We start from the raw sequence: 24,901 nt of genomic DNA on the forward strand, positions 1-24,901 counted from the left end.
GGGGCCGCACTTCGCGTGCGCGGCCCCCTCTCCCGATCAGCCGTAGACGGCGTGGTACAGCTCCACGACCTCCTCGGCGGTGGGCACCCGCGGATTGTTCCCCGGCGAACCCGACGCCAACGCCTGCCGTGCCATCAACGGCGCCAGCTCCCACCAACGCTCGGCGTCGATCCCGTGGGCGCGCGGGGAGGGCACCCCCAACTCCTCGTTGAGCAGTCGCAGCTCCCACACCAGCGCCCCGGTGGCCTCACCGTCCGTGCTGCCCGGCGCGGCCATTCCCATCGCCCGTGCGCAGTCGGCGTAGCGCTCAGGCGCCGCGCTCACCGAGAACTCCGTGACCGTCGGCAACAGCATCGCGTTGGACAATCCGTGCGCCACCTTGAAGTGCGCGCCGATCGGTCGACTCATCCCGTGCACCAGGGCCACGCTGGAGTTGGAGAAGGCCATACCGGCCTGGGTCGCGCCCGCCATGACCGCCTCCCGGGCGGCCCGGTCCGCGGGGTCGGCGTACGCCGAGCGCAGGTGGGCGAAGAGCGTGCGCATCGCGTCCCGGGCCAGACCGTCCGAGATCGGGTTGGCCTTGGTGCTCACGTACGCCTCGATGGCGTGGGTCAAGGCGTCCACCCCGGTGTCGGCGGTCAGCCGGGCCGGCATCTCCAAGGTCAGTTCGAAGTCCACGAGTGCCGCCCGCGGCAGCATCGCCAGCCCCGCGCACAGCATCTTCTCGTCGGTCTCCGCGTCGGTGATGATGCTGTAGCGGGTCGACTCCGAACCCGTGCCCGCGGTGGTCGGGACCGCGATCACCGGAAGGGCGGGCGCGTCGGTGACCACCGGGGCCTTGTAGTCGCGCATACGGCCACCGTGCGAGCCGAGCAGGGCGACGGCCTTGGCGGTGTCGATGGGGCTACCGCCGCCCACCCCCACCAACGAGTCGAAATCGCCCTCCCGCAACGCCCGCACCCCCGCGTCCACCACCTCGGTGGTGGGGTCGGGCACGGTCTCGGTGAACACCCCCGGCGAGATCCCGGCCCGTTCCAGCCGGCTCAGGATCTCGTGGAAGAAGGGTCGGGAGGCGACGAAGGGGTCGGTCACCAACAGGGGACGGGACAGGCCGAATGAGTCCAGGACCTCGGCCAACTCGGATGAGGCCCCCGCACCCACGCGTAGAACACGGGGCAGGGCCAGGGAAGCGGACACGTCGAGTACCTCCGGGGGATCGGGAGTACGGGCTTGGTACCCCGACCGAAAGCTCCGACGAGGCACGGATCAACGTCCCGGTACCTACCCTCTCGCCCCGTTCGATTCCTCCCGGACGCGGTCCGTTTCCGGACCGCGACCTCGCCTCGACCCGGGGCCGGGCACCGCTATGGCGCCCGGCCCCGGTGGTCCGTGTGGATCAGCCGCTCACCAGCGGGGTGTCCACCAGGTGTTCGGCCACGAACCACGCCTCCAGCTCGTTGGTGCGGATCACGTCCGAGACCAGCACGTCGTTGGTGCCGTCGTCACCCAACTCCTGCACGCGCGCGGCCGCGTCGTGGGCCTCCTCCAGGATGGTCTCGTGGGCCTCCAACAGACGGGAGAGCATCGCCGGGACCTCCTCGGCCCCGTTCGGTGGACGTGGGATCCTCGTGATCTCCGCGACGTGTCGGGGGTCGCCCACCGCCACACCGCCCAGGGTCTGGACGCGCTCGGCGACGGTGTCGATCAGCTCCAACTGCTCGTCGGCGTGCTTGTCCATGAGCAGGTGCAGCTGGTAGAAGGTCTGACCGCGCATCAACCAGTGGTGCTTCTTGTAGAGGTCGTGCAGGATGCGGGTGTCGCACAGGACCTGGTTGAGTCGCTGGCACGAGTACATCCGGGTGTCGTAGGACAACCCGACCGGAAGTTGGCGGACCGTCCCGAACTGCTGGATCTCCTCGCCCCGCTGATGGAGCCACGGCTGGCTGCTGCGCGGCTTGGGCGTGTTCGTGCGCTGATCGGAGGTCGTCACGACCGATTCCCCCTTGCGAGTAGGTGGCGGAACGCGGTTGGACGCGTCCCGCCTGCCAGTCTCGGCCACCGACCGTTGTCACGGGAGAAACAGCACCCCATGGCAGGGCAAGACTTCACCCGGCCGGCCGGAACACGGTCTACCGGCCCGGGTCGAAGGTCACCGGCAGCGCGAACAGCCCGTGCATGATCATGCTCGGCCACCAGCGCAGCTCGGATTCGGGGACGGAGAGCCGCAGCCCGGGCAGACGGTCCAGGACCGCGCCCACCGCGACCCGCGCCTCCATCCGCGCCAGGCGAGCCCCGATACAAAAGTGCGCCCCGTGCCCGAAGGCGAGGTGGGAGGAGCCACGTTCGAGGTCGAAGGTGTCGGGGTCCTCGTACTGTTGCGGGTCGCGCCCGGCGGCCAACAGCGACACCAGAACGGGTTCGCCCGCCTCCAGGCGCACCCCGCCCACGGTGGTGGGCCGTGCGGGGAAGCGCCAGGTCGCGTTCTGCAACGGGCTCTCCAGCCGCAACGATTCCTCGATCGCCGGGCCCAGCAGGGAACGGTCCTCGCGGACGCGTTCCAACCGGTCGGGGTGGCGCAACAGGGTCAGCAGCATGTTGCCGATCAGCGCCACGGTCGTCTCGTGCCCGGCCACCAACAACAGGAACGCGGTGGAGGTCACCTCGTCGCGGGCGAGGTCCCCGGCGCGGTGTGCCTGTACGAGGTCGTCGAGCAGGTCGTCGGTGGGGTCGGCCAGCCGGGCGTCCACCAACGACCCCAGGTAGGAGTCGAACCAATCGGTCGTCGCGGCGATCGCCTCGACCTCTTCGTAGGACGAGGAGTCGATCACCGCGGCCTGACGGTGGAACTCGGGCCGGTCCGCCTCGGGCACCCCGAGGATGTCGCAGATGATCGCGATCGGTAGCGGGTAGGCCAGGTCGCGCACCAGGTCGGGGTCGGGGGAGGCGACCAACGCGTCCAACAGCCGGGCGGTGACCCGTTCGGCGCTCTCCTCCAGTGCCCGCACGCGCCTGGGTGTGAAGGCGGCGCTCGCCACCCGACGCAGCCGGGTGTGGTCGGGGGCGTCCACGTTCACCATGCTGCGCCGCAGGCTGTCCCGGTGGTCGTAGGGCAGACCCAACCCGGCCTTGAACCAGGTCCGCTCACCCGCCAACGGGTCCTTGAGCATCTCGGGGTCGGCGAGCACGTCGCGGGCGTCACCGTAGCGGGTCACCACCCACGCCCACGCGCCGCCGGGCAGGTCCACCCGGTGTACCGGCCGGTTCTCGCGCAACCACCGGTAGGCGGGGTGCGGGTCGGCCTCGAACTCGGGGCCGTGCAGGGGCGGAGGGGTGGTGGTCATCGTGGGCCTTCCTCGGACGGGGGGGCGGTATTGCCGCACGGTTCCTACCCATCCGTCCCGCCTTCCGCACCCGGGTTCCGGCCAGGGCACGGCGGGCTCAGGGCGCGATGGCGCAGGCCGTCTCCAACACGAATCGCGACCAGGGACGGTGCGGATCATGACCGGTCAGTTCACGGACCCGACGCAGTCGGTAGCGCAGGGTCTGGGCGTGCACGTGCAGCTCGTCGGCGGCGATGGTGGCCGCCCCGGACCGGAAATAGGCGCCCAACGTCTCCAACAGGTGCCGGTGTTCGAGGTTGAGCAGTGGGCCCAGGACCGTGCGGCGCACCGTGGCCGGGGCGACGCCGCCACCGTTGAGCAGGGCGAGCACACAGGCGTCGGCCTCACGGAGCAGACCGTCGTCGCCCAGGGCGTGGGGTGGCGCGGTCTCCAGGGCGCCGTCCGCCAGCCGGTAGGCCGCCGACATGTCGCCGAGCGCGCGTGGCGCCAACGCGCATCCCCGTAGGCCCCGTTCCACCATCGCGGCGATCACGCGCGCGGCGTCCTGGGCCGCGACCAGTACCACCACCCGGCCCGAACGCGTGGTCACCAGCGGGTCCGCGCCGGTCACCTCCCGCAACAGGTCCAGGCCGGTCGCCACGGTCGCGCCCGACTCCCCGTCGGGTTCGACCACCACCAACGTCGCCGGGTCGGGTGGCGCGATGCCCAACGTGCGCGCCCGGTCGCGGATCGCGCCGGGGGAGGACTGGCGGCCGATGAGCAGGTCGTCGAGCAGGGCGCGGCGGGCCCGTTCCCGGTCGGCGTCGAGACGGTCGGCGGCCTCGACGTGGCCCTGGGATAGGCTCTCGGAGATCTGGTCGAGGGAGGTCAACCAGAGTTCGCCCAGAGCGAACACGTCGTCGGTGTCGAGCCGATCGCCCGCCCGCTCCCGGATGATCCGCACCGCGGCGGCCGAACCCACCCGGTGCGCGCGCACCACCGCGCCGATGGACCGGCCGTCGGCGGCGCGTGTCCGCCCGATGCCACGCAGCCGCTCCACGTCCTCCTCCGCAAGCCGGTCCGCGCCGCGCACCCATAGCTCCATCGAACGGGTGACCAACCACGACGTGATCGCCCGGACCTCCGCCAGCTGCGAGGTGTGCAGCGCCCGGTAGGCGGGCACCTGCGCGTACACCTCGGTGACGATCCGCTCGACCAGCGCGCCACGGTCCCGCCCGAGTTCCGCGCTGACCCGAAGCCGGTCCTCTTGTCCCATTCGTCCCCTCCCGGGTTCGGGCGGGCAGACTATCGCCCCCCCCCGCGCGGGAGTGGCCGGGTCCGGCCATCCGGGTGAAAAGCCCGGCCGACAGCGGCGCAGCCTCAGGTCCGCACCAGCGCCGACGTGGCAGTATGCGCACAGTGGTCGAACAGACCACGAATACGGGAGCAAGAAGGACGACGTACACGGCGATCGGCCGGTCGGACCGACGGGGGATGAGGACGATGACGGTTCCCACCATCACACTGAACAACGGGCTTCGCATGCCACAAATGGGCTTCGGCGTGTGGCAGGTACCCGATGACGCCGTGACCGCGGCGGTCATGGAAGCCTTGGCCGTCGGGTACCGCAGTATCGACACCGCGGCCTCCTACGGCAACGAGGCCGGTGTGGGGGAGGCACTGCGCCGTTCCGGGCTGGCGCGGGACGACGTGTTCGTCACCACCAAGGTCGCCAACCCCGACCACGGCTACGACCCCACCCTGCGCGCCTTCGACGCCAGCGCCGAACGTCTGGGGACGGACGTGGTCGATCTCTACCTCGTGCACTGGCCACAACCCGGGCACGACCGGTACGTGTCCACGTGGAAGGCGCTGGAACGCCTCTACTCCGAGGGCCGGGCACGTTCGATCGGGGTGTGCAATTTCAACCGCCCACACCTGGAACGTGTCCTGAGGGAGGGCGGAATCGCCCCCATGGTCAACCAGATCGAGTTGCACCCGCTACTGGCCCAGGCCGAACTGCGCGCCTTCGACGACGAGCACAACATCGTCACCGAGGCGTGGAGTCCCTTGGGCTCGGGACGGTTGCTGGACCATCCGCTCATCGTGGAGATCGCCCGGGAACTGGGACGGACCACCGCGCAGATCCTGCTGCGGTGGCACATCCAACTGGGCAACGTGGTCATTCCCAAGTCGGTCACGCCCGAGCGCATCCGCTCCAACTTCGAGGTGTTCGACTTCGAGTTGTCGCGGGAGGCGATGGAACGCATCGAGGGACTCGACGAGGGGCGTCGCTTCGGTCCCGACCCCGAGACCCTGGAGAGTTGAGGGGGCCGAGGTCAGCGCAGCTCGCGCACCCTGCGGGCGCCGGCCAGCATGGCCTCGGTTCCGTTGCGACGAGTCCGCGCGACGTATACGGCGCCACCGACGAAGATCGAGAGGAAGATCCCGACCACGACGATCAGGGCCAGGACGGACAGCACAGTAGAGATCATGCACTCATCGTAGCCGTACCCGATCGCACCAGCCATACCGCCATCAGGCACACGCCCAGGCCGGCCAGGGCGCCGGGGCCCACGGGGTCGCCGAACATCCACCAGGTCCACAACATCGTGGTGGGCGGGGTGAGGTAGAGCAGCGCCGAGACCCGGGCCACGCCGGTGCGCGCCAGGTTGACCCAGTACAACCCGTACCCGCCCAGGGTGGACAGCACCACCACCCAGAGCACCGCCGCCCAGAACCCCGGTTCCATGGGTGGGGCGAGGGTTCCGGTGACCGAGGCCAGACCCATGAACAGCACCGCGCTGACCGTGCACTGCACGGCCAACGCCTCGATCAGGTTCCCGCCGGGCCGGGTCCGACGCTCCACGAGGGTGGCCGTCACCAACGACAGCATCGCCCCCAACGGCAACAGGTAGGCCCACCAAGGGGCGGCTTGCGCGCCCAACAGGTCGGAGCCAACCGCCAACCCCACGCCGCCCAGTCCCACGGCCAGTCCCAGGACCTGCCGGCCGCGCACCGATTCGCCCAACAGGGGGATGGCCAGGGCCGTGGCCACCATCGGTTGCAGCGCGGCGACCAACGCGCTCGTACCGGCCGACACCCCGTGTTCGGCGGCGGCCACCACGCCGTACAGGAAACCGGCCTGCGCGAGTAGCCCGATGAGGGCGTGCAGGGCCAGGTCGCGACGGCGCACGCGCGAGCCCCGCCATAGGCACCAGGCGACCAACGCCGCGGCCACCAGGAGGAACCGCCAGGCCAGCAGGGTCGTGGAGGACGCGTACCGGGTGCCGAGCTCGGCTCCGACGAAACCCGAGCTCCACATCACCACCAACCCCACCGCGAGCAGCGGTGTGACCAGGTCGGTGCGGCGGGACGGGGCGCGGGGCGCGGTGGTGGAGAGACTCATACCGTGGAGGTAAACACACCGGTCGGTATACTCGCCATGTAGTCGCCGGACCCGATCAGGGAGACGTCATGCACACCATCGAACAGCGCCCGCTCACACCCGCCGCCCGTCGGGTCCTGGAGGTCGCCTCCGAGCTCTTCTACAGCCGGGGCGTCAACGTCGTGGGCATGGAACTGATCGCCGAGGAGGCCGGGGTCACCAAGAAGACCATCTACGACCGCTTCGGGTCCAAGCAGCGCCTGGTCGTCGCCTACCTGCGCGCCCGCGACCTACGGTGGCGCGACTTCCTCACCTCACGGGTGGAGGCGCACGATCCGCCCATCGACCGGATCGTCGCCACCTTCGCCGCCCTGGACGAGTGGATGGACCGGGAGAACGAACGCGGCTGCGCCATGGTCAACGCCTACGCCGAACTCTCCGACCCCGAACACCCCGGTCGCGCCGTGGCCCAAGAGCAGAAGCACTGGCTGCGGGACCTGTACCGGACCCTGGTCGCGCGGACCGGAGCCGGAGAGCCCGACGCCTTGGCCGACACCCTCGTCATGCTCCACGAAGGAGCGGTGGTCGCCCGCAACGTCACCGGGATCGCCGACGCCGCGCCTACCGCGAAGGAGGCCGCCCGGATCCTGCTCCGCGCACATGGGGCGGACGGCCCCGATCAGAGGTAACCCAGACGGGACAGCTCGTTGCGGGCCACCTCGTGCACGTCACCGTGGTCCCGGCGGGACAACCGCTCCTTCCACGAGCCCACCCCCGAGTCATCGCTCAGCAGCTCGCCGGCCGACACCCGCGCCCCGGTGAACTCCCTCAGCTTCTCGGCGGTCTGCACCTCGCCGCCGCGCACGTCCTCGTACCGCAACGTCAACAGTTGGTCTGGGCCGATCTCCCGGCGCAACCCGGCGGACATGCGCAACGCGCCCCGCCACCGCATCGCGCACTTGGTCGCCGTCGATCCCTCGGTGAACCGCTCCAGGTCCGACTCCTCGTCCAACCCGAAGAAGTGGTTGGGGAACTCGTGCTCCAACTTCATGAAACTGGGCTTGAGCCAGGCCAACGACAGCTCGTCCTCCAACATGTCCGCGACGACGTCACGGCCATCGCGGATGATCTGCACGAACAGGGCGTCGGAGAAGGCCGCGTGCAGGGCGCCGGCGCTGTAGAGCAGGTCGGGGCTGGCGTCGCCGTAACGGCGCACCCTGGAGCTGTGCTCACACGGCTCGGAGGCCGTGTTCGCGGGCACCCGGGCATAGGGGCCCGGACACTTCGGGCAGGTCAGGGGGGTGAGCTGCCAGGCCTCCGCGTAGGCCTCCCGGAACAGGCTCGCGGTGGCCGAGGCCTTCTCCGAGGCGAGGGAGGGGCGTCTGGCCACCGCGTACACGGTGTTGAGCACCCCGGAGGAACCGGCTCCCACGTGGAAGCCGGGCGCGCGGGACAGGGCACGGGCGATCAGCGGAACCCCGGAGTGAGGGGCGCCCAGTACGAACACCGGGCGTTGGACCTTGGTCCCGTTGACCACGAGAATGTAGGACTGCTTCATGATTGTGTGCATTTTGGCACCCTTTGCCCCCCTCGTGCGCATCGGTGGGGCAATGCGACCACCCGCCCCACACGTACCCGAGAGTACGACGTCGGCTTCCGCCCGGGCCCGCGACTCGTGGCGGGCCGTGCGGAAGGGGGATCACGGGCGCTGTAAGAATGGAGTATGGCCTCGATGACCGACGACACCGCGAGCTTCGCCGACCCCGAGGGGTTCGAGCACGCCGCCGAACTCCTCGCGTCCGCGCGACGCATCACCGTCCTGACCGGCGCGGGGGTGTCCACCGACTCCGGAATCCCCGACTACCGCGGTCCCCAGGGGTTGTGGACCAACGATCCCGACGCCCAGGCGTTGTCGGACATCGACTGCTACATGGGCGACATCGACGTGCGCCGTGAGGTCTGGTCGTCGCGCCGCGCCCACAGCGTGTGGAAGGCCGAACCCAACGACGCGCACCGCGCCCTGGCCGACCTGTCCGCGTCGGGCAGGTTGCGCGCCCTCATCACCCAGAACATCGACGGCCTGCACCAGCGCGCGGGGGTCCCCGACGAGCAGGTCATCGAGGTGCACGGCACGATGCTCCGGGTGATGTGCATGGAATGCGGGCTGCGCACCCCCAGCCCCGCCGTGCTCGCCCGCCTGGACGAGGAATCCGATCCCCGATGTGTGGAGTGCGGAGGGATCCAAAAGTCCGACACCATCTCCTTCGGCCAGCGATTGAACCCCGAGGTCATCGAGAGCGCCGCCGAGGCCGCCCGCGACTCCGACGTGTTCTTGGCCATCGGTACGTCCCTGACCGTGCACCCGGTCGCGGGGCTGTGCGACGTCGCCATGATGTCCCGCTCCGCCCTGTGCGTCATCAACGCCGAACCGACCCCCTACGACGACTACGCCGGCGCCGTGCTGCACGACCCCATCGGCCGGGTCGTCCCCGCCCTGGTCAAAAGGGCCCTGGCGGGCCAGGTGCGCTGACCACGGAGCGCCGGTCCGTCGAACGAACTCCTCACCATCCGGAGGAACCCCACCACGCACCGGAAACGTCGGCGTCCTCCGCGGGTTCCTGCGATACCGGGGAAGACGGGTACGACACCGGGGGCAGTGGCGGGTACCGGAAGGTCCCCGCGGCGGGTGGGGCGGGGCTCGGCGCGTCGAATCCGTCCCGCTCCGCGTCCCTCTCCAGGAACCTGAAGATCTCACCGCGCAGTCGACGGAGCGACTCCATGACCTCCGGTGTCTCGGCGGAGCGGTTCCCCGCCTCCCGGAGGGCGTCCTGGGCCATCCGGGCCAGGGTCTGGCGCTGTTCACCGTGCCGGGGCTCGGGCCAGGAACGCAGGTCCTCCAAGGCCTGTCGCAGGACGGTCAGGGTGACCCCGCCGGCGTCGAAGGCGAGCAACCGCCGATAGCGGGTGAGCCGTTCGTCGACCTGCTCCGCGGAAAGACCGTCGAGCGGCTCCAGGCGCAGCCGCAACACGTCGTGGGCCACCTCCCAGACCCCCTCCTCCCCGGGGTCCTTGGCCACGAATCTCCCCAGTTCGTGGGAGACGTGCTTCAAGTAGGGGGAGAGGGTCAGCGCCAACCGGGAACCGGTTCCGTTGACCCGCAGCGTCAGGGAACGCAGGAATCGGTGCGCGACCGTTCCCGCCGGGATCTCGATCTCGTACGGATTGATGTAGGACGGGGCCGCGTGGGCTTCGTGGCGCAGTTCGAAACCCGTGCACTCGCCGAGGTTGACCGGGCCGCCCCTCTCGCGTTCCAGGACCGAGACGGGGTCCTGGCTCTCCCAGAACCCCAGGTGTCGGACCCGCACCGTCTCCAGGATCCCGAACCACTGTGAGGCGGGCAGTAGACGCCACAGACCCACCATGCGGCGCCAGGTCTGGCGTGGGTCCGGCACGTCGTGGTAGAGCTCCGTCAGCGGAACCGGCTCCTCGGTGAGCAGAACCAACAGGGTGATCAGGTTCGCCGTGTAGCACGCCTCCCGGGTGGCGATCGGCAGCCGCTTGGGTTCGTACTCGGCGAAGGAACGGTTGGGGGCGGGGAAGGGTGCCTCGCGGAACAGGTCGATCAACAGCTCCCGCAGGTCGTCTCCGAGCCCGGGATCCTCCCGCACACGGGCTTGGAGCATCTCGTCCAGGAAGGACACCACCTTGTCCCGTCCGGCGAAGGCGGCGAAGGAGGACAGGGCGTAGAGCTCGCCGTCGTCCAACCGGGACGCCCGGTTCCGTCGGCGCGTGGCCCGGCTCCGATCCTCGGCGAGTTCCTCCAGTACCGCCACCACCAGGCGGGCCACCAGGTACTCGCCGAAGGTCGCGTGCAGGAACTCGAAGGCGCTGCTGGTGCCCTCCGCGGTTTGGGCGCGGTCCTCGTGGACGAAGAAGAACCGGCCCAGCACCTGGTGGGCGGGGGCGATGGTGCCGTGCAGGCCCGTGTCCTCGGGGCGTTCGGCCGCCTCGGGCATCAGAACGGACAGGTCGTATTCCAACTCCTCGGCGCGCACGCTCTGCAGGCCGCGGGCGAACATCGCCATCGCGACGACCTCCAGACGGCGTAGCTCGTCCTCCACCGCCTCCTCGCGGGCCCGTCCGCCCAGGCGGGCGCGGTGCTTTTCCACCTCGCGTTTGGCGAACATCGTCAACAGGCGTTCGTACAGCTCGCCGTGGGAGAGCGTCTCCGAGTCCCGGCGCAGCGCGTTGCCGTGCGCGTCGTAGATGAGCAGCATCAACATCAACAGCGGCTGTTCCGCCAGCTCTCGGTAGTGGAGAAGGGACCGGGCCTCCAACGGCAGCAGGCCCTTGCGCTCGAACGCCTCGGCGTTGGCCTGGTTCCACACCCGCAAGAGCTGTTCGATCTGGCCGTCGTCGAAGGGCTCCAACCTGATGACCGTGGTCAGTGACGGAAACCGGGTCCGTTCGGTCACCAGGGTGCGGCTGGTGACCATCACGACCACCGGTTGCCCCAGTGCCTCCTGTTGTTGCTGGAACTCCTGGACGCGTTCCAGGTAGTCGGAGCGGTCCACGCCGGTGGCCTGGAGGAGTTCGTCGAACCCGTCCAGGATGATCACCGGCAGGGCGCCGTCGGCGTCGTCGGCCAGGTCCCGCCAGGAGATCGAGGTGTGCAGGTCGGCGTTGAGCCCTTCCTCGATCTGGGTGTGCAGGGGCGCGTTCGGGCTGACCGAGCGCAGCTCCACCCGGATGGGCAGGAAGTCCTCGGGGGGTAGCTGGGCGGCGAGCATCTCGGTGAACTTGGACTTGCCCGCGCCCGGATGCCCCAGGACCACCACCGGGTACTCGGTGGCGCGCGGATGCGTGATCAACGAGGCCACCAGGGTCTGGAGGTCGTCCTGGACGGGGAACTCCCGCCACCAGCGGTCGAGGGCGGGGGAGCTGCCGCTGTTGATCAGGGTGATGCGCCCGCGCGGGGGGATGTAGGCCTCGCGTAGCGAGGGCAGGGAAAGCCCGGAGGGGACCTCGTCCGACCGGAGCACGGGACGGTTGAGCACCGCCTGGTAGGAGGCGGAGAGCTCCCGTCGACGCCGCGAGACGGGGCGGTCCGAACCGATCCGGGTCAGCTGTTCGTGCAGGTCGGCCAGGCCGGTGCCGATCTCCCTCCGGTCGCGTTCGCGTTCGGACGTGTGCAGCCACATGGCGAACTCGGGGATGTCGGCCCCCAACCGCAGGATCCCCTCCTTGAACCGGGCCGAGGCATGGCGGGCCAGGGACCGTTGGAACCTCTCCTTCAGTGGGTGATCCGGGGTGAACCCGTTCCGTTCGGCCACGGCGAGTCCGAACACGAAGGACGTGAAGTCGCCCGTGGCGCCGGTCCGCTCCAGCGGCCAGTCGATCCCCGCGCGGCCCGACCCCGAGTGGGTGAAGGGGAACAGGACGCGGGTGCCCTGGCTCAGGTGCCGCCCCAACAGCGTGTACTGCTCCTCGGCGGTGATCTCCAGTTCGTCGATCCCGAACGGCAGGCCGACCTCCTCGAAGGCCTCCTCGGCCCCTTCGAAGAACGAGGTGATCACCAGGACCTGGTAGGCGGCCGAGATCTTCTCCGTTCGCGACATCCGGCTCTGGCCCTTGAGCTTGTCTCGGATGCCCTCCAGAGCCTTGCGTCCCTTGCCCACCAGCGCGCCGCGCACCCCGAACAGGTCCGGGACGCCTATCAGCCCCAACCCGCCGTCGGCGAGTTTCTCCGCCAGGTCCAGGACCTCGGAGTCGTTCTCGCCGAGGGTCCGAAGCGCGTCTTCGTAGCCGAGTCTTCTCGCCATAGCCGGGGGTGGCCTTTCCGGGTTCGAGGGGGTGGAACGCGGCGGACCCGGCGCCGGGGGAGGCACCGAGTCCGTGGGCTGGTTCGTGTTCGAGGGTGGAATTTGCGTGAGGGCTCCCAGGGGATGGGAGTGCCTAGGGCAGCCGCCAGTTCACCGGTTCGGCGCCTTGTTCGGCCAACAACGCGTTGGTCCTGCTGAACGGCCTGGAACCGAAGAAACCGTTGCGCGCCGACATCGGGCTGGGGTGGGCGGACTCCACGCAGGGGACCCCGGGCATCAGTGGCCGCAGGTTTCGGGCGTCGCGTCCCCACAGGATGGCCACGAGCGGCCGGCCGCGGTCGGCCAGGGCGCGGATGGCCTGTTCGGTGACGGCCTCCCAGCCCTTGCCTCGGTGCGAACCGGGGTTGCCCGGAGCCACGCTGAGCACACGGTTGAGCAGCAGGACGCCTTGCTCGGTCCAGGGGGTGAGGTCGCCGTTGGAGGGCATCGGCACGCCGAGGTCCTCGCCCATCTCCTTGTAGATGTTGCGCAGGCTCGCGGGCAGACGCACGTCGGGGGCGACGGAGAAACTGAGCCCCACGGCGTTGCCCGGGGTCGGATAGGGATCCTGACCCACGATGAGGACGCGTACCTCGTCGAAGGGCTGTTGGAAGGCGCGTAGGACGTGGTCGCCCGCGGGCAGATAGGTGCGCCCGGCGGCCACTTCCTGACGGAGGAAGTCGCCCATCGCGGCGATCTGTGGGGCGACCGGCTCCAGCGCCTTCGCCCAGCCGCTGTCCATGATCTCGTTCAGGTCCCTGGATGACATGGCCAGAACACTAGTGCCCACCACCGACACCCGCGTCCGATTCCGCCGATCGATGGTGGTTTTCGCACGATCGCCACGGAACCCTTGGGGCCTCGAAGGATCAGGGGGTGTGGGCGCGCCAGAGGGTGAGGTGGGTGCGAATGCCACGAGTGCTCTCGGCCTCTTCCCCGTGGACGCGGACGTGGTCGGCGAGCAGCGCCTCGTACTCGCGCACCGCCTCCGCCGGGCGGCCGTCGTAGCCCAGGTAGGCGGCGCGGTAGTGGCGGGCGCGCAGGGTCACCGGGGCGTCCGCGCCGCGCAGTCGGGCAAGGTCCGGGATCAGCGTGCCGAGCAGGTCCACCGCGCGGCCCGACTCGCCGGCCTCGCCCACCTCGAACCCCAGGTACAGGCGTGCGGTGAGCACCTTGGTCGAGTCGGGTCCACCGACCGCGACCAGGTCGGGTAGGAGCGCTTCCAGGGTGCGGGCGGCCAGGACGTGGTCGCCCGCCCGGCCCGCGTTGGTGGCCAGGTAGTAGCGGGCCGCCAGGGTCTCGGGGTGGCGCGTCCCGTAGACCCGGATCAGGTCGGGCAGGAGCGTCTCGAACCCGGTGACCGCCTCGCCGTGGTCGCCGCCCTTGCCGGTGGCGTACGCCTCCCGACGGCGGGCGCGCAGCGTGTCCGGGTGGTCGGCCCCGTACACCGCCCGCAGCAGCGGGATCAGGGTGCGCAGCTCCTCGGCGGCGGTGTCGAAGTCGCCCTCGTCGACACGGTCCCTGGCGGCGTCCACCAACTCCGTGAGCCGGATCGGGTGCGCGTCGCCGCTGATCTCCGGCTGTTGTCCCTGCTGTGCGCGGGGCGGGGTGGGCGCCGGCTTGGTGACCGGGATCGGAGTGGACCGGTACGGCAGGTGCGGGGCCAGACGGTCACGCACCTCCTCGGCCCCGGCCGGGCGTTGCTCGGGCTTCTTGGCGAGCATCTGCGTCACCAGTTCGGACAGCGCCGGCGGGATCTCCGGGCGCAGCGCGCAGGGTCGCCGGGGCTTCTGGTTCAGGTGCATGCGCAGCACCGTGAGCGGGCGGTCACTGTGGAACGGGGGCTCACCGGTCAGCATCTGGTACAGGATGGCGCCCAGCGAATACAGGTCCCCGGCCCGGTCCACACGGTCCCCGCGCACCTGCTCGGGGGGCATGTACAGCGGGGTACCGATCACCTGTCCCGTCCGGGTGATGCGGTCGTTCTGGGTCGCCGCGACCACCGCCGCGATACCGAAGTCCAGTACCTTCAGCCCGGGCCCGTCGGGGCCGTCCTCGATCACCATGAGGTTGCCCGGTTTGACGTCCCGGTGGACGATCCCGGCGGCGTGCGCCGCGCTCAACCCCGCCGCGGCCTGCGACACCAGCGACGCCGTCAGGTCGATCGGCATCGGGCCGTTGTCCTTGATCATCTCCGACAACGGACGTCCCGGCACCAGTTCCATCACCGTGAACACCACGCCCCCGGCGTCGTGACCGAAGTCGTGCAGGATCACCACGTTGGGATGTCCCGCCAGGCGTGCGGTCAGCCGTGCCTCGCGGCGGAATCGGGCCGCGACCTCGTCGGAGTCCGCGCGTCCGGGCTGGATCAGCTTCACCGCGACCGGTCGATCCAACAACTCGTCCACGGCCTGCCAGACCTGGCCCATCCCGCCCGCGCCCAGCTTGGACAGAAGGCGGTATCGGCCGCCCAGGACCCTCTCCTCAGGCACGCGTGACCCCCTGCGATCGGACTGAAAAACCCTCGCCCCTGACCGATGGCGGTCACGATGGCCTACGGGGCGTAAGCGTACAACCGCTCCCGATACGGTGTTCGAGGTGTCCGCGGGCACCTGAGGCCCGACTCGCACGTCGGACCGACGACGAACGCACCCGCGCGCCGAGCGTACGAGGGCGTTCCGTTCCGCCGAGATCGCTACTCCGCGCGCCAGCCGCCCTGGCGGTCCTCCAGGTTCAGCGCCGTGGTCACCAACGGCACGTGGCTGAAGGCCTGTGGGAAGTTGCCGACCTGCCGCCCCGAGCGCGGGTCCCACTCCTCGGCCAGCAGACCCACGTCGTTGCGCAAGGACAGCAACCGCTCGAACAACTGCCTGGCCTCGTCCTGGCGGCCGATGGACAGCAGCGCGTTGGCCATCCAGAAGCTGCACGCCAGGAAGGCGCCCTCGTCACCGGGCAGTTGGTCGGCGGAGTCCTCCAGGTCGGTGCGGTAACGCAGCACGAACCCGTCCACCATCAGGTCCTTTCGGACCGCGTCGATGGTGCCGATGACCCGGGGGTCGTCGTAGGGCAGGAACCCGACCTCGGGGATGAGCAGCAGGGCGGCGTCCAGCTCCTTGCTGCCGTAGTACTGGGTGAAGGTGTTGCGCTGCGGGTCGTAGCCGTATTCGCACACCTCGGCGTGGATGGTGTCGCGCAGCGCCGTCCATCGTTCGATGGGCCCTTCCTTGCCGAACTCCTCGATGCTGCGCACGGCGCGGTCGGCCGCCACCCACGCCATCACCTTGGAGTGCACGAAGTGCTGCCGTGGTCCACGTACCTCCCACAGGCCCTCGTCGGGTTCGTCCCAGCACCACTCCAGGTAGTTGACCAGGGACCTCTGCAACCCCCACAGGTGGTCGCCGCCACGGATCCCGGATCGTCTGGCCAGGTGCAGCACGTCCATGACCTCGCCGTACACGTCGAGCTGGTACTGGCCCACGGCGGCGTTGCCGATCCGTACCGGGCTGGAATCCTCATAGCCCGGCAGCCAGTCGGCCTCCCACTCGGTGAGCCGTCGTTCGCCCCGGATGCCGTACATGATCTGCATCAGCTGGGGTTCGCCCGCGACCGCGCGGACCAGCCACTCGCGCCAGGCCTGCGCCTCGTCCTTGTACCCGGAACGGATGAGGGCTTCCAACGTGATGGTGGCGTCGCGCAGCCAGCAGTACCGGTAGTCCCAGTTGCGGACCCCGCCGATGTCCTCGGGCAGGGAGGTGGTGGGCGCGGCGACGATACCGCCAGTGGGCTGGTAGGTGAGGGCCTTGAGCACGATGAGGGAACGCACCACCGCCTCCCGGTAGGGGCCCTCGTACCTGCACTGGCTGACCCACTGTTCCCAGAAGCGCTCGGTGCGCGAGAGCGCCTTCTCGGCGTCCAGGTGGTCGGACTCCTCGACCTGGGAGGGGTGCCAGGTCATCACGAAGGGGATCCGCTGGCCCTCGTTGACGGTGAAGGTGGCGTCGTGGGTGAAGTTGTGCCCCTTGAGGTGGACGGGGCTGCTGAGCCAGACGGCGTCGGGGCCGGCGATGGCGACCAGTTCGGAGCCGGTCCGGTGCACCCAGGGGACGACGTGCCCGTAGTCGAAGCGGATGCGCATCGCCGTGCTCATCTCCACCGTGCCGCGCACACCCTCCACGATTCGCACGATGTGCGGGGCGCCGCCGCGCGGTGGCATGAAGTCGATGACCCGTACCGTGCCGGTCTCGGTGTCCCATTCCTGTTCGAGGATGAGGGTGCCGCCCCGGTAGCGGCGCCGGTCGGCGTGGGTGGTGCCACCGGTGGGGCGCAGGCTCCACAGGCCGTTCTGTTCGTCGCCCAACAGGGCGGCGAAGCAGGCGGAGGAGTCGAAGTCGGGCAGACAGGCCCAGTCGATGGAACCGTCGCGACCGACCAGCACGGCTGTCTGCATGTCGCCGATCACTGCGTAGTCTTCAATCCGGCCGGGCACGCGGCACACCCCCATCACGTCGTCACGAGTATGCGGTAGGCGCTGATGTCCCCGACCGAACGAGGGGCATCGCGCCGTCGCGAATCGCGGTGCGCACGTCCGTGCGCACGCCCCCTCGGGGTTTCGTCGCCCGACCTCTCCATGGGTCGGGGCGCTGTTCGGGCCACAGTTCCCCCGGTCGTCCGTCGCCGCCTCACCCGGTTATGTGCCCAAGTGAGGGCAGCCGAAAAGAACGGTGGGAGAAAGTGTCGATCCCGACCCTCGCCGTTTACCGCGATCCCCATCTTCCACGCTCCACGGGGTCGTCGCCACCCTTGGGTGCACGTGCATATGCCGGTGCGCGGAAGTATGAGGTGGAATGGGGAGTTTTTCCGTGGAGAAGTTATGTCGTGGTGATCATCGAGGTGTCTGCTCCGGATTCCCCTCGCCGTGGGAGGTCGGCTCCGGCATTCGCATCATCGGCAGGAACACCTGTGCCAGTGGGCCGATGGCCACCATGAACACCACTGTGCCGATCCCCACGGTGCCGCCCAGCAGGAAACCGGCCAGCGCCACGGTCAGTTCGATGAGTGTGCGGGCCAGGCGAACGGAGAGCCCGCGCGCGGCCAACCCGGTCATGAGTCCGTCCCGGGGCCCGGGCCCCAGTCCCACCCCGATGTAGCAGCCGGTCCCCACCGCGCACACCAGTACGCCCCCCACCAGGAGCGTCACCCGCCAGAACATGAGGTCGGTGGTGGGCAGCAGCCACAGGGACAGGTCCGTGGAAAGCCCGATCACGACCACGTTGCTCAGCGTGCCGACCCCGGCCTTCTGGCGCAGCGGGATCCACAGCAGCATCAACAGCGCGCCGATGATCACGCTCCAGGTGCCGATCGTCAGCCCCGTCTGCAGGGACAGGCCCTGGTGCAGCACGTCCCAGGGCGTGGCGCCCAGGTCGGAGCGGATCAGCATGGCTCCGCTGAGCCCGAACAGGTACAGGCCCAGGTAGAGCTGGACCAGGCGGCGCAGACGCGGACGCGGCAGCGCGGGGGTGATCAGGATCCTGGACGCCAGGGTGCGGACCGTACTGGACACGGCCTTCCTTTCAAAGTCATCTCAAGCAAGTCATCCTGTCATTGGATGACAATCAACCAGGGGGAGCCACATCGGTATCGTGGACCAAGAAATCCCGGAAATGAAGAGCCAATCAGGACAAGTGGTCTGATTCAGACCCACCGAGGTGGACCCCTTTGGTAAAACCGCGCAGCGACCGTCCCGGAACCGGAGGCGGAACCCGACGGATCAACGGGCGTCTGCTCGCCCGTCTCATCGGCGAGGCGCCCGTCGAACGCCCCTACTACCTTGCCATCGCCCACGCCATCAGTGGCCTGGTCCTGGACGGTCGTGTGCCCACCCACACCCGCCTGCCGGCCGAACGCGACCTGGCCACCGCCCTGGGGCTGAGCCGCAACACCGTCACCGCCGCCTACGCCTGGCTGCGCGACAACGGCTACCTCGACAGCAGGCAGGGCGCCGGAAGCTGGACGGTCCTGCCCGACTCCGGAAGCCACGAACCCTCCACGTTCGCGCCGGCCACCGAGCACATCGACCTCGGGGTGGCCGCCCCGCCCGCCGTGGCGGGACTGCGCGAGGCCTCCTTCCACGCCTCGGAACAGCTCGCCGCGCACGTCGCCGGCATGGGCTACTACCCCTATGGGTTGCCCGAACTACGCCACGCCATCGCCCGTCGCTACGTCGAGCGCGGACTGCCCACCACACCCGAACAGATCTTCGTCACCAACGGCGCCCAACAGGGCATCACCCTGGCCATGGACCTACTGGTCCAGGAGGGCGACCAGGTGCTGCTGGAGTCGCCCACCTACCCGCATGGGCCGGACGCCGCACGCCGCAACGGGGCGCGCATCCGCACCACGGGGGTGACCCCGCAGGGATGGGACATGGAGTACCTGGTGGACGCGTTCCGCCAGTGGAAACCGGCCGTGGCGTACACGGTCGCCGACTTCCACAACCCCACCGGCGCGCTGATGGACGACGACGAACGAGGCGTCCTGGTCCGGGAGGCGCGTCGCGCCAACACCCACCTCATCGTCGACGAGTCCGCCGCGGAACTGGCCATCGACTCCGGTGACCTGCCCGCCCCGGTGGCCGCCCACGACATCGACGGGCGGGTGCTGACCGTGGGGTCGGTGGCCAAACTGTTCTGGGGTGGGCTGCGGGTGGGCTGGGTGCGCGCCACTCCACCGATGGTGACCCGGCTGATGCAGGTGCGCCAACGCTTCGACCTGGCCGGTTCGGTGCACGACCAGCTCACCGCCACCCACCTGCTCGCGGACGTGTTGCGCATCCGCGCCGAACGCAGTCGGGAGTTGCGCCGCAACCGGGACGCCCTCCTGCGCGCCCTGCGCGAGCGGCTGCCCGACTGGCGGCCGAGCGTGCCCGGGGGAGGACTCGTGCTGTGGGCGACGCTGCCACAGCCGGTGGCGAGCGCACTGTCCACCACCGCGATCCGGCACGGGGTCCACCCGGCGGCCGGGCCGGTCTTCGGCGCGGACGGGACCCTGGAGCGGTACCTGCGCCTGGCCTACACCCGCCCGCCTGAGGTCATGGTCGACGCGGTGGACCGCCTGGCCGCCGCCTACGCCGAGATCCTGGCCCACCCCGCCCAGCCGCGCGGTCGCCTGTACGTGTGAGGGCCGGCCCTTCAAAAGGTCGGATCGGTCAGGGACCGGACCCTTGCCGGGCACCGTCCCCATCGTGAACCGCCACACCCAGTTCCGTCAGCGCCCGCCACCCGACCCGTGCGACCTCGGCCTTCGGTACCGCGGCGAGCGTGATCGCCTTCACCAACCCGATCCCCCTCGCCCGTGCCTCCGTGGCCTCGTCGAGGCCGCCGTAGGCCCGGTAGGCCTCGCCCACGGCGTCGCGCCGCAGCAGCAACCACAGGAAACCCAGGTCCACCGCGGGGTCCCCTCGCGCGATGTCGGACCAGTCGATGATGCCGCCGAACCGGCCCTCGTCGGAGATCACGTTGAACGGGTGCAGGTCGGCGTGGATCCAGACCCGCGGGGCGTCGTCGGGCACCGCGAGCGCCCGCCCCCACAGTTCCTCCACGGCGCCCGGGTCCACCATCGGTCCCCGCCCCGCCCCCACCGAGGGCAGGGTCCGCAAAAACCTTCGGAGCACGGGATCCCGCTCGGCGAGCCGAATGCTCTGCTCGACATCGAACGGGGCGTCGGCGGGCGCGGGCCGGTGGATCTCGGCCAGGGCCCGACCCAGGTCCGGCGCCGCCGACGCCTCCAGGGGGTGTCGTGCCGCGTTCCGGCCGGGAAGCCAGGACGTGACGGCCCAATTCCAGGGGAACTCCTCACCCGGGACACCCGTTCGCACGATCCGCTGCGTGGGGAAGGTCCACCCTTCGCTCAGTTCCCTCACCCACCGGACCTCCACCGCCAACGAGGCGATCGCTTCCCGGTGACGCGGTAGTCGGACCGCGAGGTCCTCACCGAGTCGGAACACGGCCATGTCGAAGCCCTCGACAGGGTCGGTGATCTCGCGATCGGCCAGGTCCGGGTGCTGCTCGCGCAGCAGAGCGCGCACGACCTCCCGCGAGGTCGCCACCTCCGAGGGCGGTGGTGTGAGCGAGGGCATCGAGCGGCCGTACGATTCGTCGTGCCGTCCGGACTCCGACGTCGGCGGTGGGATGGTCATGCGCCTCGGCTCCTCGTTGTGGGATCAGTTCGTGAAGCGGTGGGCGAAGCGGATCACCTCGGCCAGGACCTCGTCGCGGTCGGTCTCGTTGAACACCTCGTGCCGGGCGCCGGGGAAGATCCGCGCGGTGAAGTCCTCACCGGCGAGCCTTTCGATCCCCACCCGAGTGTCGGAGACGGGGACCAGCGCGTCCTCGCTGCCGTGCACCCACAGCATGGGCAGCGAACCCACGGTCCCGGACGCGTTGCCGCGCTCCAGTTCGGTGAGCAGCGCCTCGACCGTGGTGCGCTTGAACGGACCATGCCAGACCAGTTCGTCGGCCAGGTAGGCCCGCCCCACCTCGGGGTCGCGGGACAGGACGGAGGGGTCGATGGGGTCGTCGGGGATCTCCGTGGCGGCGGCGAGCCGTTCGGCCGCGGTCCAACGGCCCAGGACCGGCCCGGACAGCACCAGTGCCTGCAACGACTCGGGGTACACCTGGGCGTAGCGGGCGGCGATCATGCCGCCCATGGAGTGGCCGATCAGCACCAAGGGGATCGTGCGGTAGGCGGTGCGCGCCTGGGTGACGACGCGGTGGACGTCCTCCACCACACCGGCGTAGTCGTCGATCAGGACGCGCTCGCCGGAGGACCGTCCGTGTCCGCGGTGGTCGGCGCCGTAGACCACCGCGCCGGCCGCGCACAGGTCCTCGGCGACCTGGTCGTAGCGGCCCAGGTGTTCGCCGTAGCCGTGCACCAGGACGGCCAGCCAGGTGGGTTCACCCGTCGTGGGCGCCCAGGCCCGTGCCGCCAGCTTCGCCGAACCGTCGGGCCCGCCCGCCAGGGCCCACTCGCGTGTACTGATCACCGTGTCCTGCCTCCTTGTCGCCGTGCGGCTCTGGGACGATCGAACCGTCGTCCTCGGTAGAGCATGGGGCATCGGGTACGGCGATGTCATCACCCGTGGTGCCGGTCCGGCCGCCGAGAGGACACATGAAGCGGTTCTTCGGAAACGTTCGGACAACGATTCGCGTTGTTCCTTGGGGTGAAGGTCCACACGTGGGCGGAGATCCTGGTGGTCACCGACGAAATGCGGCAAAAGGCGCGATTGAGACTACTCACCGTGAAAGTGGATCTTCTACGCTGTTGAGTGGGTATCCCTCGGGTGGGTGCAAATTGGCGTACCGCCTACTCGGCAATTCAGACTGGAGAGGGTGACCGCCTGTGCTGTCCGACTCCTATGGGCGCGTGGCGACCGACCTCAGGGTCTCGCTCACCGACCGCTGCAACCTCAGATGCACCTACTGCATGCCTCCTGAGGGCCTGGAGTGGCTGCCCAAACCGGAACTGCTCACCGACGAGGAACTCCTGCGACTGGTCCGTATCGGGACCACTCGTCTGGGCATCGACGAGGTCCGTTTCACCGGTGGCGAGCCCCTGCTGCGGCGCGGCCTGCCCGGCATCGTCGCCGGCACCACCGATCACGAGCCCCGCCCGCGCACCGCCCTGACCACCAACGGCATCGGGCTCGCCCGGATGGCCCCCGCGCTCGCCGAGGCCGGGCTGGACCGGGTCAACGTCTCCCTCGACACCCTCGACCCCGTCGTGTTCGAGAAGCTCGCCCGACGTCGTCGCCTGGACGACGTCCTGGAGGGGATGGCCGCCGCCGCGGACGCCGGCCTCACCCCCGTCAAGGTCAACACCGTGCTCATGCGCGACATCAACGACCACGAAGCGCCCGCCCTGCTGCGTTTTTGCATCGAACGCGGCTACGAACTGCGCTTCATCGAGCAGATGCCGCTGGACGCCCAACACGGCTGGCGGCGCGACAACATGATCACCGCCGACGAGATCCTTCAGCGGCTGGAGGCCGAGTTCGACCTCGAAGCCGCCGACGCCGACACCCGGGGCAGCGCCCCGGCCGAGCTGTTCCACGTACGAGGTGCGAACTTCCCCGATGGTCGCACCGCCACCGTCGGCGTCATCGGATCGGTGACCCGACCCTTCTGCGGGGCCTGTGACCGGGTGCGACTGACCGCCGACGGCCAGATCCGCAACTGCCTGTTCGCCCGCGAGGAGTCGGACCTGCGCACGCCCCTGCGCGAGGGCGCCACCGACGACGAGATCGCCCAACGCTGGAAGGCCGCCGTGGCGAGCAAGCTGCCCGGTCACGGCATCAACGACCCCAGCTTCCTGCAACCGGCCCGCCCGATGTCCGCGATCGGCGGCTGACCCGCCCGCCCCGACCGGCGACCGCGAATATTCGGTTGCCCGCGACCTCCCGTTCTGACTTGATGTCCCGGGGGCGCCGACCGGCGCCTCCGGGGCCGACACGAGAGGGAGGTGGCCCCATGTCCTACACCGAGGTTCCCGGCGAACGAGTGCCGATCCGTATGTGGGCCGACCCGAACGGGGTCGAGTCCGCCGCCATGGAGCAGCTGCGCAACGTCACCCGCATGCCCTGGACCCACGGCCTGGCCGTCATGCCCGACGTCCACTACGGCAAGGGCGCCACGGTGGGTTCGGTGATCGCGATGCGCGACGCCGTCAGCCCCGCCGCGGTCGGCGTCGACATCGGCTGCGGCATGACCGCGGTGCGCACCGGCCTGAGGGCCGGGCGCCTGCCCGACAACCTGCGTCCCCTGCGCTCGGCGCTGGAGGCGACCATCCCGGTCGGTTTCCACGCCCACGACGAGCCCGTCGACCCCGCCCGCGTTCCCGGCCTGCGCAGCTCCGGCTGGGACACCTTCTGGGCCGGATTCGACGACCTGGCCGAGGCCGTCCACCCCCGCAGCGAGCGCGCCCGCCGTCAGATGGGCACCCTGGGCGGCGGCAACCACTTCCTCGAAGTGTGTCTGGACGACGACCAGACCGTGTGGCTGGTCCTGCACTCGGGGTCGCGCAACATCGGCAAGGAACTCGCCGACCACCACATCGGCCGGGCCCAGACACTGCCGCACAACCAGGACCTGCCCGACCGGGACCTGGCGGTGTTCCTGTCCGGGACCCCGGAGATGGACGCCTACCGGCGCGACCTGTTCTGGGCCCAGGACTACGCGCGTCGGAACCGCGACGTCATGATGGGCCTGGCCTGCCGGGTCCTGGCCGACCAGGTCCCCGGCACCACCTTCGAGCAGTGGATCTCCTGCCACCACAACTACGTGGCCGAGGAGACCTACGACGGGGTGGACGTGCTCGTCACCCGAAAGGGCGCCATCCGCGCCGGTTCGGGCGAGTTCGGCATCATCCCGGGCAGCATGGCGACCGGGACCTACATCGTGAAGGGGCTGGGCAACCCGGCCTCGTTCAACTCCGCCTCCCACGGGGCGGGGCGTCGGATGAGCCGCAACAAGGCGCGCAAGACCTTCACCGAGGCCGACCTGGCCGAACAGACCAAGGGCGTGGAGTGCCGCAAGGACCGGGGCGTCGTGGACGAGATCCCCGCCGCCTACAAGGACCTCGAATCGGTGATCGAGGCCCAGACCGACCTCGTCCAGGTGGCCGCCCACCTGCGCCAGGTCGTCTGCGTCAAGGGCTGAACCGTAGGGCATGCTGGGGACGTGAGCGAGTACCTGGACGCGGTGATCCTGGCCGGGGGAGCGGCGACCCGCATGGGCGGGCTCGACAAACCCGGCCTGACCATCGCCGGACGCACCCTGTTGGAACACGTCGCCGCCACCGTGCGCGCGCACGACCCCGACGCCGGCGTCACCGTGGTCGGACCCGAACGGGACCGGCCACGGGCCGCCTACGTCCGCGAGGACCCGCCGGGCGCCGGCCCGGTGCCCGCCCTGCGTGCCGGTCTGTCTACCGTGCGCGCCCCCTGGTGCGCGCTGCTCGCCGCGGACCTGCCCTACCTGCGCCCCGACCACCTCGCCGCCCTGGCGCGTGCCGCGACCTCCACGAACGGTGCCGTGCTGGTGGACGCCTCGGGACGCGAACAGTGGCTCACCGGCCTGTGGCGCACCGACGTCCTGCGCGAGGCCCTGGCCGCCTACACACGGCGATCGCTCTATGGACTGCTCGGTCCCCTGGAACCCGCGCACGTTCCGCTGCCCGGAGCCCCGGACGCCTTCGACGTGGACACACCCGAGGCCCTCACCCGAGCACGCGCGGACCTGGAGAAGCCCACCGAGGGCTGAACCCGGTCCCGGCGCCGC

21 protein-coding genes are annotated in these 24,901 nt (G+C 70.1%); 7 read left to right on the forward strand and 14 right to left on the reverse strand.

The genetic code is table 11. The features are described 5' to 3' along the window. Window positions 1-36 precede the first annotated feature (36 nt). From ACWGKS_RS23235 to ACWGKS_RS23250, 4 genes are all read right to left on the reverse strand, one after another. The gene (locus ACWGKS_RS23235) at window positions 37-1,197 is read right to left on the reverse strand and encodes an iron-containing alcohol dehydrogenase (RefSeq protein WP_358506328.1); all 1,161 of its coding nucleotides are present in this window, start codon (window positions 1,195-1,197) and stop codon (window positions 37-39) included. Window positions 1,198-1,396: 199 nt separating this feature from the next. Next, window positions 1,397-1,990, reverse strand: a complete 594-nt coding sequence (locus ACWGKS_RS23240) for a Dps family protein (protein WP_067606094.1) — start codon at window positions 1,988-1,990, stop codon at window positions 1,397-1,399. Window positions 1,991-2,129: 139 nt separating this feature from the next. Beyond that, window positions 2,130-3,341, reverse strand: coding sequence for a cytochrome P450 family protein (locus ACWGKS_RS23245; protein ID WP_452524038.1), 1,212 nt, complete (start codon window positions 3,339-3,341; stop codon window positions 2,130-2,132). 97 nt (window positions 3,342-3,438) lie between these two features. After that, window positions 3,439-4,596: a PucR family transcriptional regulator gene (locus ACWGKS_RS23250; protein WP_452524040.1), complete on the reverse strand. Its 1,158-nt coding sequence runs from the start codon at window positions 4,594-4,596 to the stop codon at window positions 3,439-3,441. A gap of 227 nt (window positions 4,597-4,823) precedes the next feature. Between ACWGKS_RS23250 and ACWGKS_RS23255 the strand changes: the two genes are divergently transcribed. After that, window positions 4,824-5,648, forward strand: coding sequence for an aldo/keto reductase (locus ACWGKS_RS23255; RefSeq protein WP_452454798.1), 825 nt, complete (start codon window positions 4,824-4,826; stop codon window positions 5,646-5,648). Window positions 5,649-5,659: 11 nt separating this feature from the next. Here the strand turns inward: ACWGKS_RS23255 and ACWGKS_RS23260 are convergent, their stop codons facing one another. Continuing rightward, window positions 5,660-5,815 carry a hypothetical protein gene (locus tag ACWGKS_RS23260; RefSeq protein WP_452454799.1) on the reverse strand — a complete coding sequence of 52 codons (156 nt, stop codon included), beginning with the start codon at window positions 5,813-5,815 and terminating at the stop codon, window positions 5,660-5,662. Then, on the reverse strand, window positions 5,812-6,729 hold the full coding sequence (locus ACWGKS_RS23265; RefSeq protein WP_452454800.1) for a DMT family transporter: 918 nt from the start codon (window positions 6,727-6,729) through the stop codon (window positions 5,812-5,814). Before ACWGKS_RS23265 ends, ACWGKS_RS23260 begins: the two co-directional genes overlap by 4 nt. A gap of 68 nt (window positions 6,730-6,797) precedes the next feature. Here ACWGKS_RS23265 and ACWGKS_RS23270 point away from each other — a divergent pair, with 68 nt between their 5' ends. Next, on the forward strand, window positions 6,798-7,397 hold the full coding sequence (locus ACWGKS_RS23270) for a TetR/AcrR family transcriptional regulator (RefSeq protein ID WP_358506343.1): 600 nt from the start codon (window positions 6,798-6,800) through the stop codon (window positions 7,395-7,397). Here ACWGKS_RS23270 and ACWGKS_RS23275 read toward each other — a convergent pair. Beyond that, entirely contained in the window at window positions 7,388-8,266 is an 879-nt protein-coding gene (locus ACWGKS_RS23275) for a sulfotransferase family protein (RefSeq protein WP_358506346.1), read from the reverse strand. The genes ACWGKS_RS23270 and ACWGKS_RS23275 overlap by 10 nt on opposite strands. A gap of 165 nt (window positions 8,267-8,431) precedes the next feature. On the opposite strand from ACWGKS_RS23275, the gene ACWGKS_RS23280 reads away from it, so the two are divergent. Further along, entirely contained in the window at window positions 8,432-9,238 is an 807-nt protein-coding gene (locus tag ACWGKS_RS23280) for an SIR2 family NAD-dependent protein deacylase (protein ID WP_358506349.1), read from the forward strand. 31 nt (window positions 9,239-9,269) lie between these two features. Here ACWGKS_RS23280 and ACWGKS_RS23285 read toward each other — a convergent pair whose 3' ends face one another. The 5 genes from ACWGKS_RS23285 to yczE all read right to left on the reverse strand — a co-directional run bounded on the left by ACWGKS_RS23285 (window position 9,270) and on the right by yczE (window position 18,129). Continuing rightward, window positions 9,270-12,530: an NACHT domain-containing protein gene (locus tag ACWGKS_RS23285; RefSeq protein WP_358506352.1), complete on the reverse strand. Its 3,261-nt coding sequence runs from the start codon at window positions 12,528-12,530 to the stop codon at window positions 9,270-9,272. A 133-nt stretch (window positions 12,531-12,663) separates the two neighbouring features. Continuing rightward, window positions 12,664-13,338: a uracil-DNA glycosylase gene (locus ACWGKS_RS23290; protein WP_358506355.1), complete on the reverse strand. Its 675-nt coding sequence runs from the start codon at window positions 13,336-13,338 to the stop codon at window positions 12,664-12,666. Window positions 13,339-13,438: 100 nt separating this feature from the next. Next, complete coding sequence (locus ACWGKS_RS23295; protein WP_358506357.1) at window positions 13,439-15,061, reverse strand: serine/threonine-protein kinase; 1,623 nt, start codon at window positions 15,059-15,061, stop codon at window positions 13,439-13,441. A gap of 203 nt (window positions 15,062-15,264) precedes the next feature. After that, window positions 15,265-17,070: a glycoside hydrolase family 15 protein gene (locus ACWGKS_RS23300; RefSeq protein ID WP_358506568.1), complete on the reverse strand. Its 1,806-nt coding sequence runs from the start codon at window positions 17,068-17,070 to the stop codon at window positions 15,265-15,267. 381 nt (window positions 17,071-17,451) lie between these two features. After that, window positions 17,452-18,129 carry a membrane protein YczE gene (yczE, locus tag ACWGKS_RS23305; protein WP_358506360.1) on the reverse strand — a complete coding sequence of 226 codons (678 nt, stop codon included), beginning with the start codon at window positions 18,127-18,129 and terminating at the stop codon, window positions 17,452-17,454. Window positions 18,130-18,284: 155 nt separating this feature from the next. Here yczE and yczR point away from each other — a divergent pair, with 155 nt between their 5' ends. Continuing rightward, window positions 18,285-19,745: a MocR-like transcription factor YczR gene (gene yczR, locus ACWGKS_RS23310; RefSeq protein WP_358506363.1), complete on the forward strand. Its 1,461-nt coding sequence runs from the start codon at window positions 18,285-18,287 to the stop codon at window positions 19,743-19,745. A 28-nt stretch (window positions 19,746-19,773) separates the two neighbouring features. Here yczR and ACWGKS_RS23315 read toward each other — a convergent pair whose 3' ends face one another. Beyond that, window positions 19,774-20,763, reverse strand: coding sequence for an aminoglycoside phosphotransferase family protein (locus ACWGKS_RS23315; protein ID WP_358506365.1), 990 nt, complete (start codon window positions 20,761-20,763; stop codon window positions 19,774-19,776). A gap of 24 nt (window positions 20,764-20,787) precedes the next feature. Then, window positions 20,788-21,609: an alpha/beta hydrolase gene (locus tag ACWGKS_RS23320; protein WP_358506368.1), complete on the reverse strand. Its 822-nt coding sequence runs from the start codon at window positions 21,607-21,609 to the stop codon at window positions 20,788-20,790. A 356-nt stretch (window positions 21,610-21,965) separates the two neighbouring features. On the opposite strand from ACWGKS_RS23320, the gene moaA reads away from it, so the two are divergent. From moaA to mobA, 3 genes are all read left to right on the forward strand, one after another. Continuing rightward, window positions 21,966-22,973 carry a GTP 3',8-cyclase MoaA gene (moaA, locus tag ACWGKS_RS23325; RefSeq protein WP_358506371.1) on the forward strand — a complete coding sequence of 336 codons (1,008 nt, stop codon included), beginning with the start codon at window positions 21,966-21,968 and terminating at the stop codon, window positions 22,971-22,973. Between the two features lie 119 nt (window positions 22,974-23,092). After that, on the forward strand, window positions 23,093-24,280 hold the full coding sequence (locus ACWGKS_RS23330) for an RtcB family protein (protein ID WP_358506374.1): 1,188 nt from the start codon (window positions 23,093-23,095) through the stop codon (window positions 24,278-24,280). A 21-nt stretch (window positions 24,281-24,301) separates the two neighbouring features. Continuing rightward, window positions 24,302-24,883 (forward strand): molybdenum cofactor guanylyltransferase, encoded by a 582-nt coding sequence (gene mobA, locus ACWGKS_RS23335; protein WP_358506376.1) that lies wholly within the window; start codon window positions 24,302-24,304, stop codon window positions 24,881-24,883. Window positions 24,884-24,901 lie beyond the last annotated feature (18 nt).

This window comes from Nocardiopsis sp. NPDC055879 (assembly GCF_053615935.1).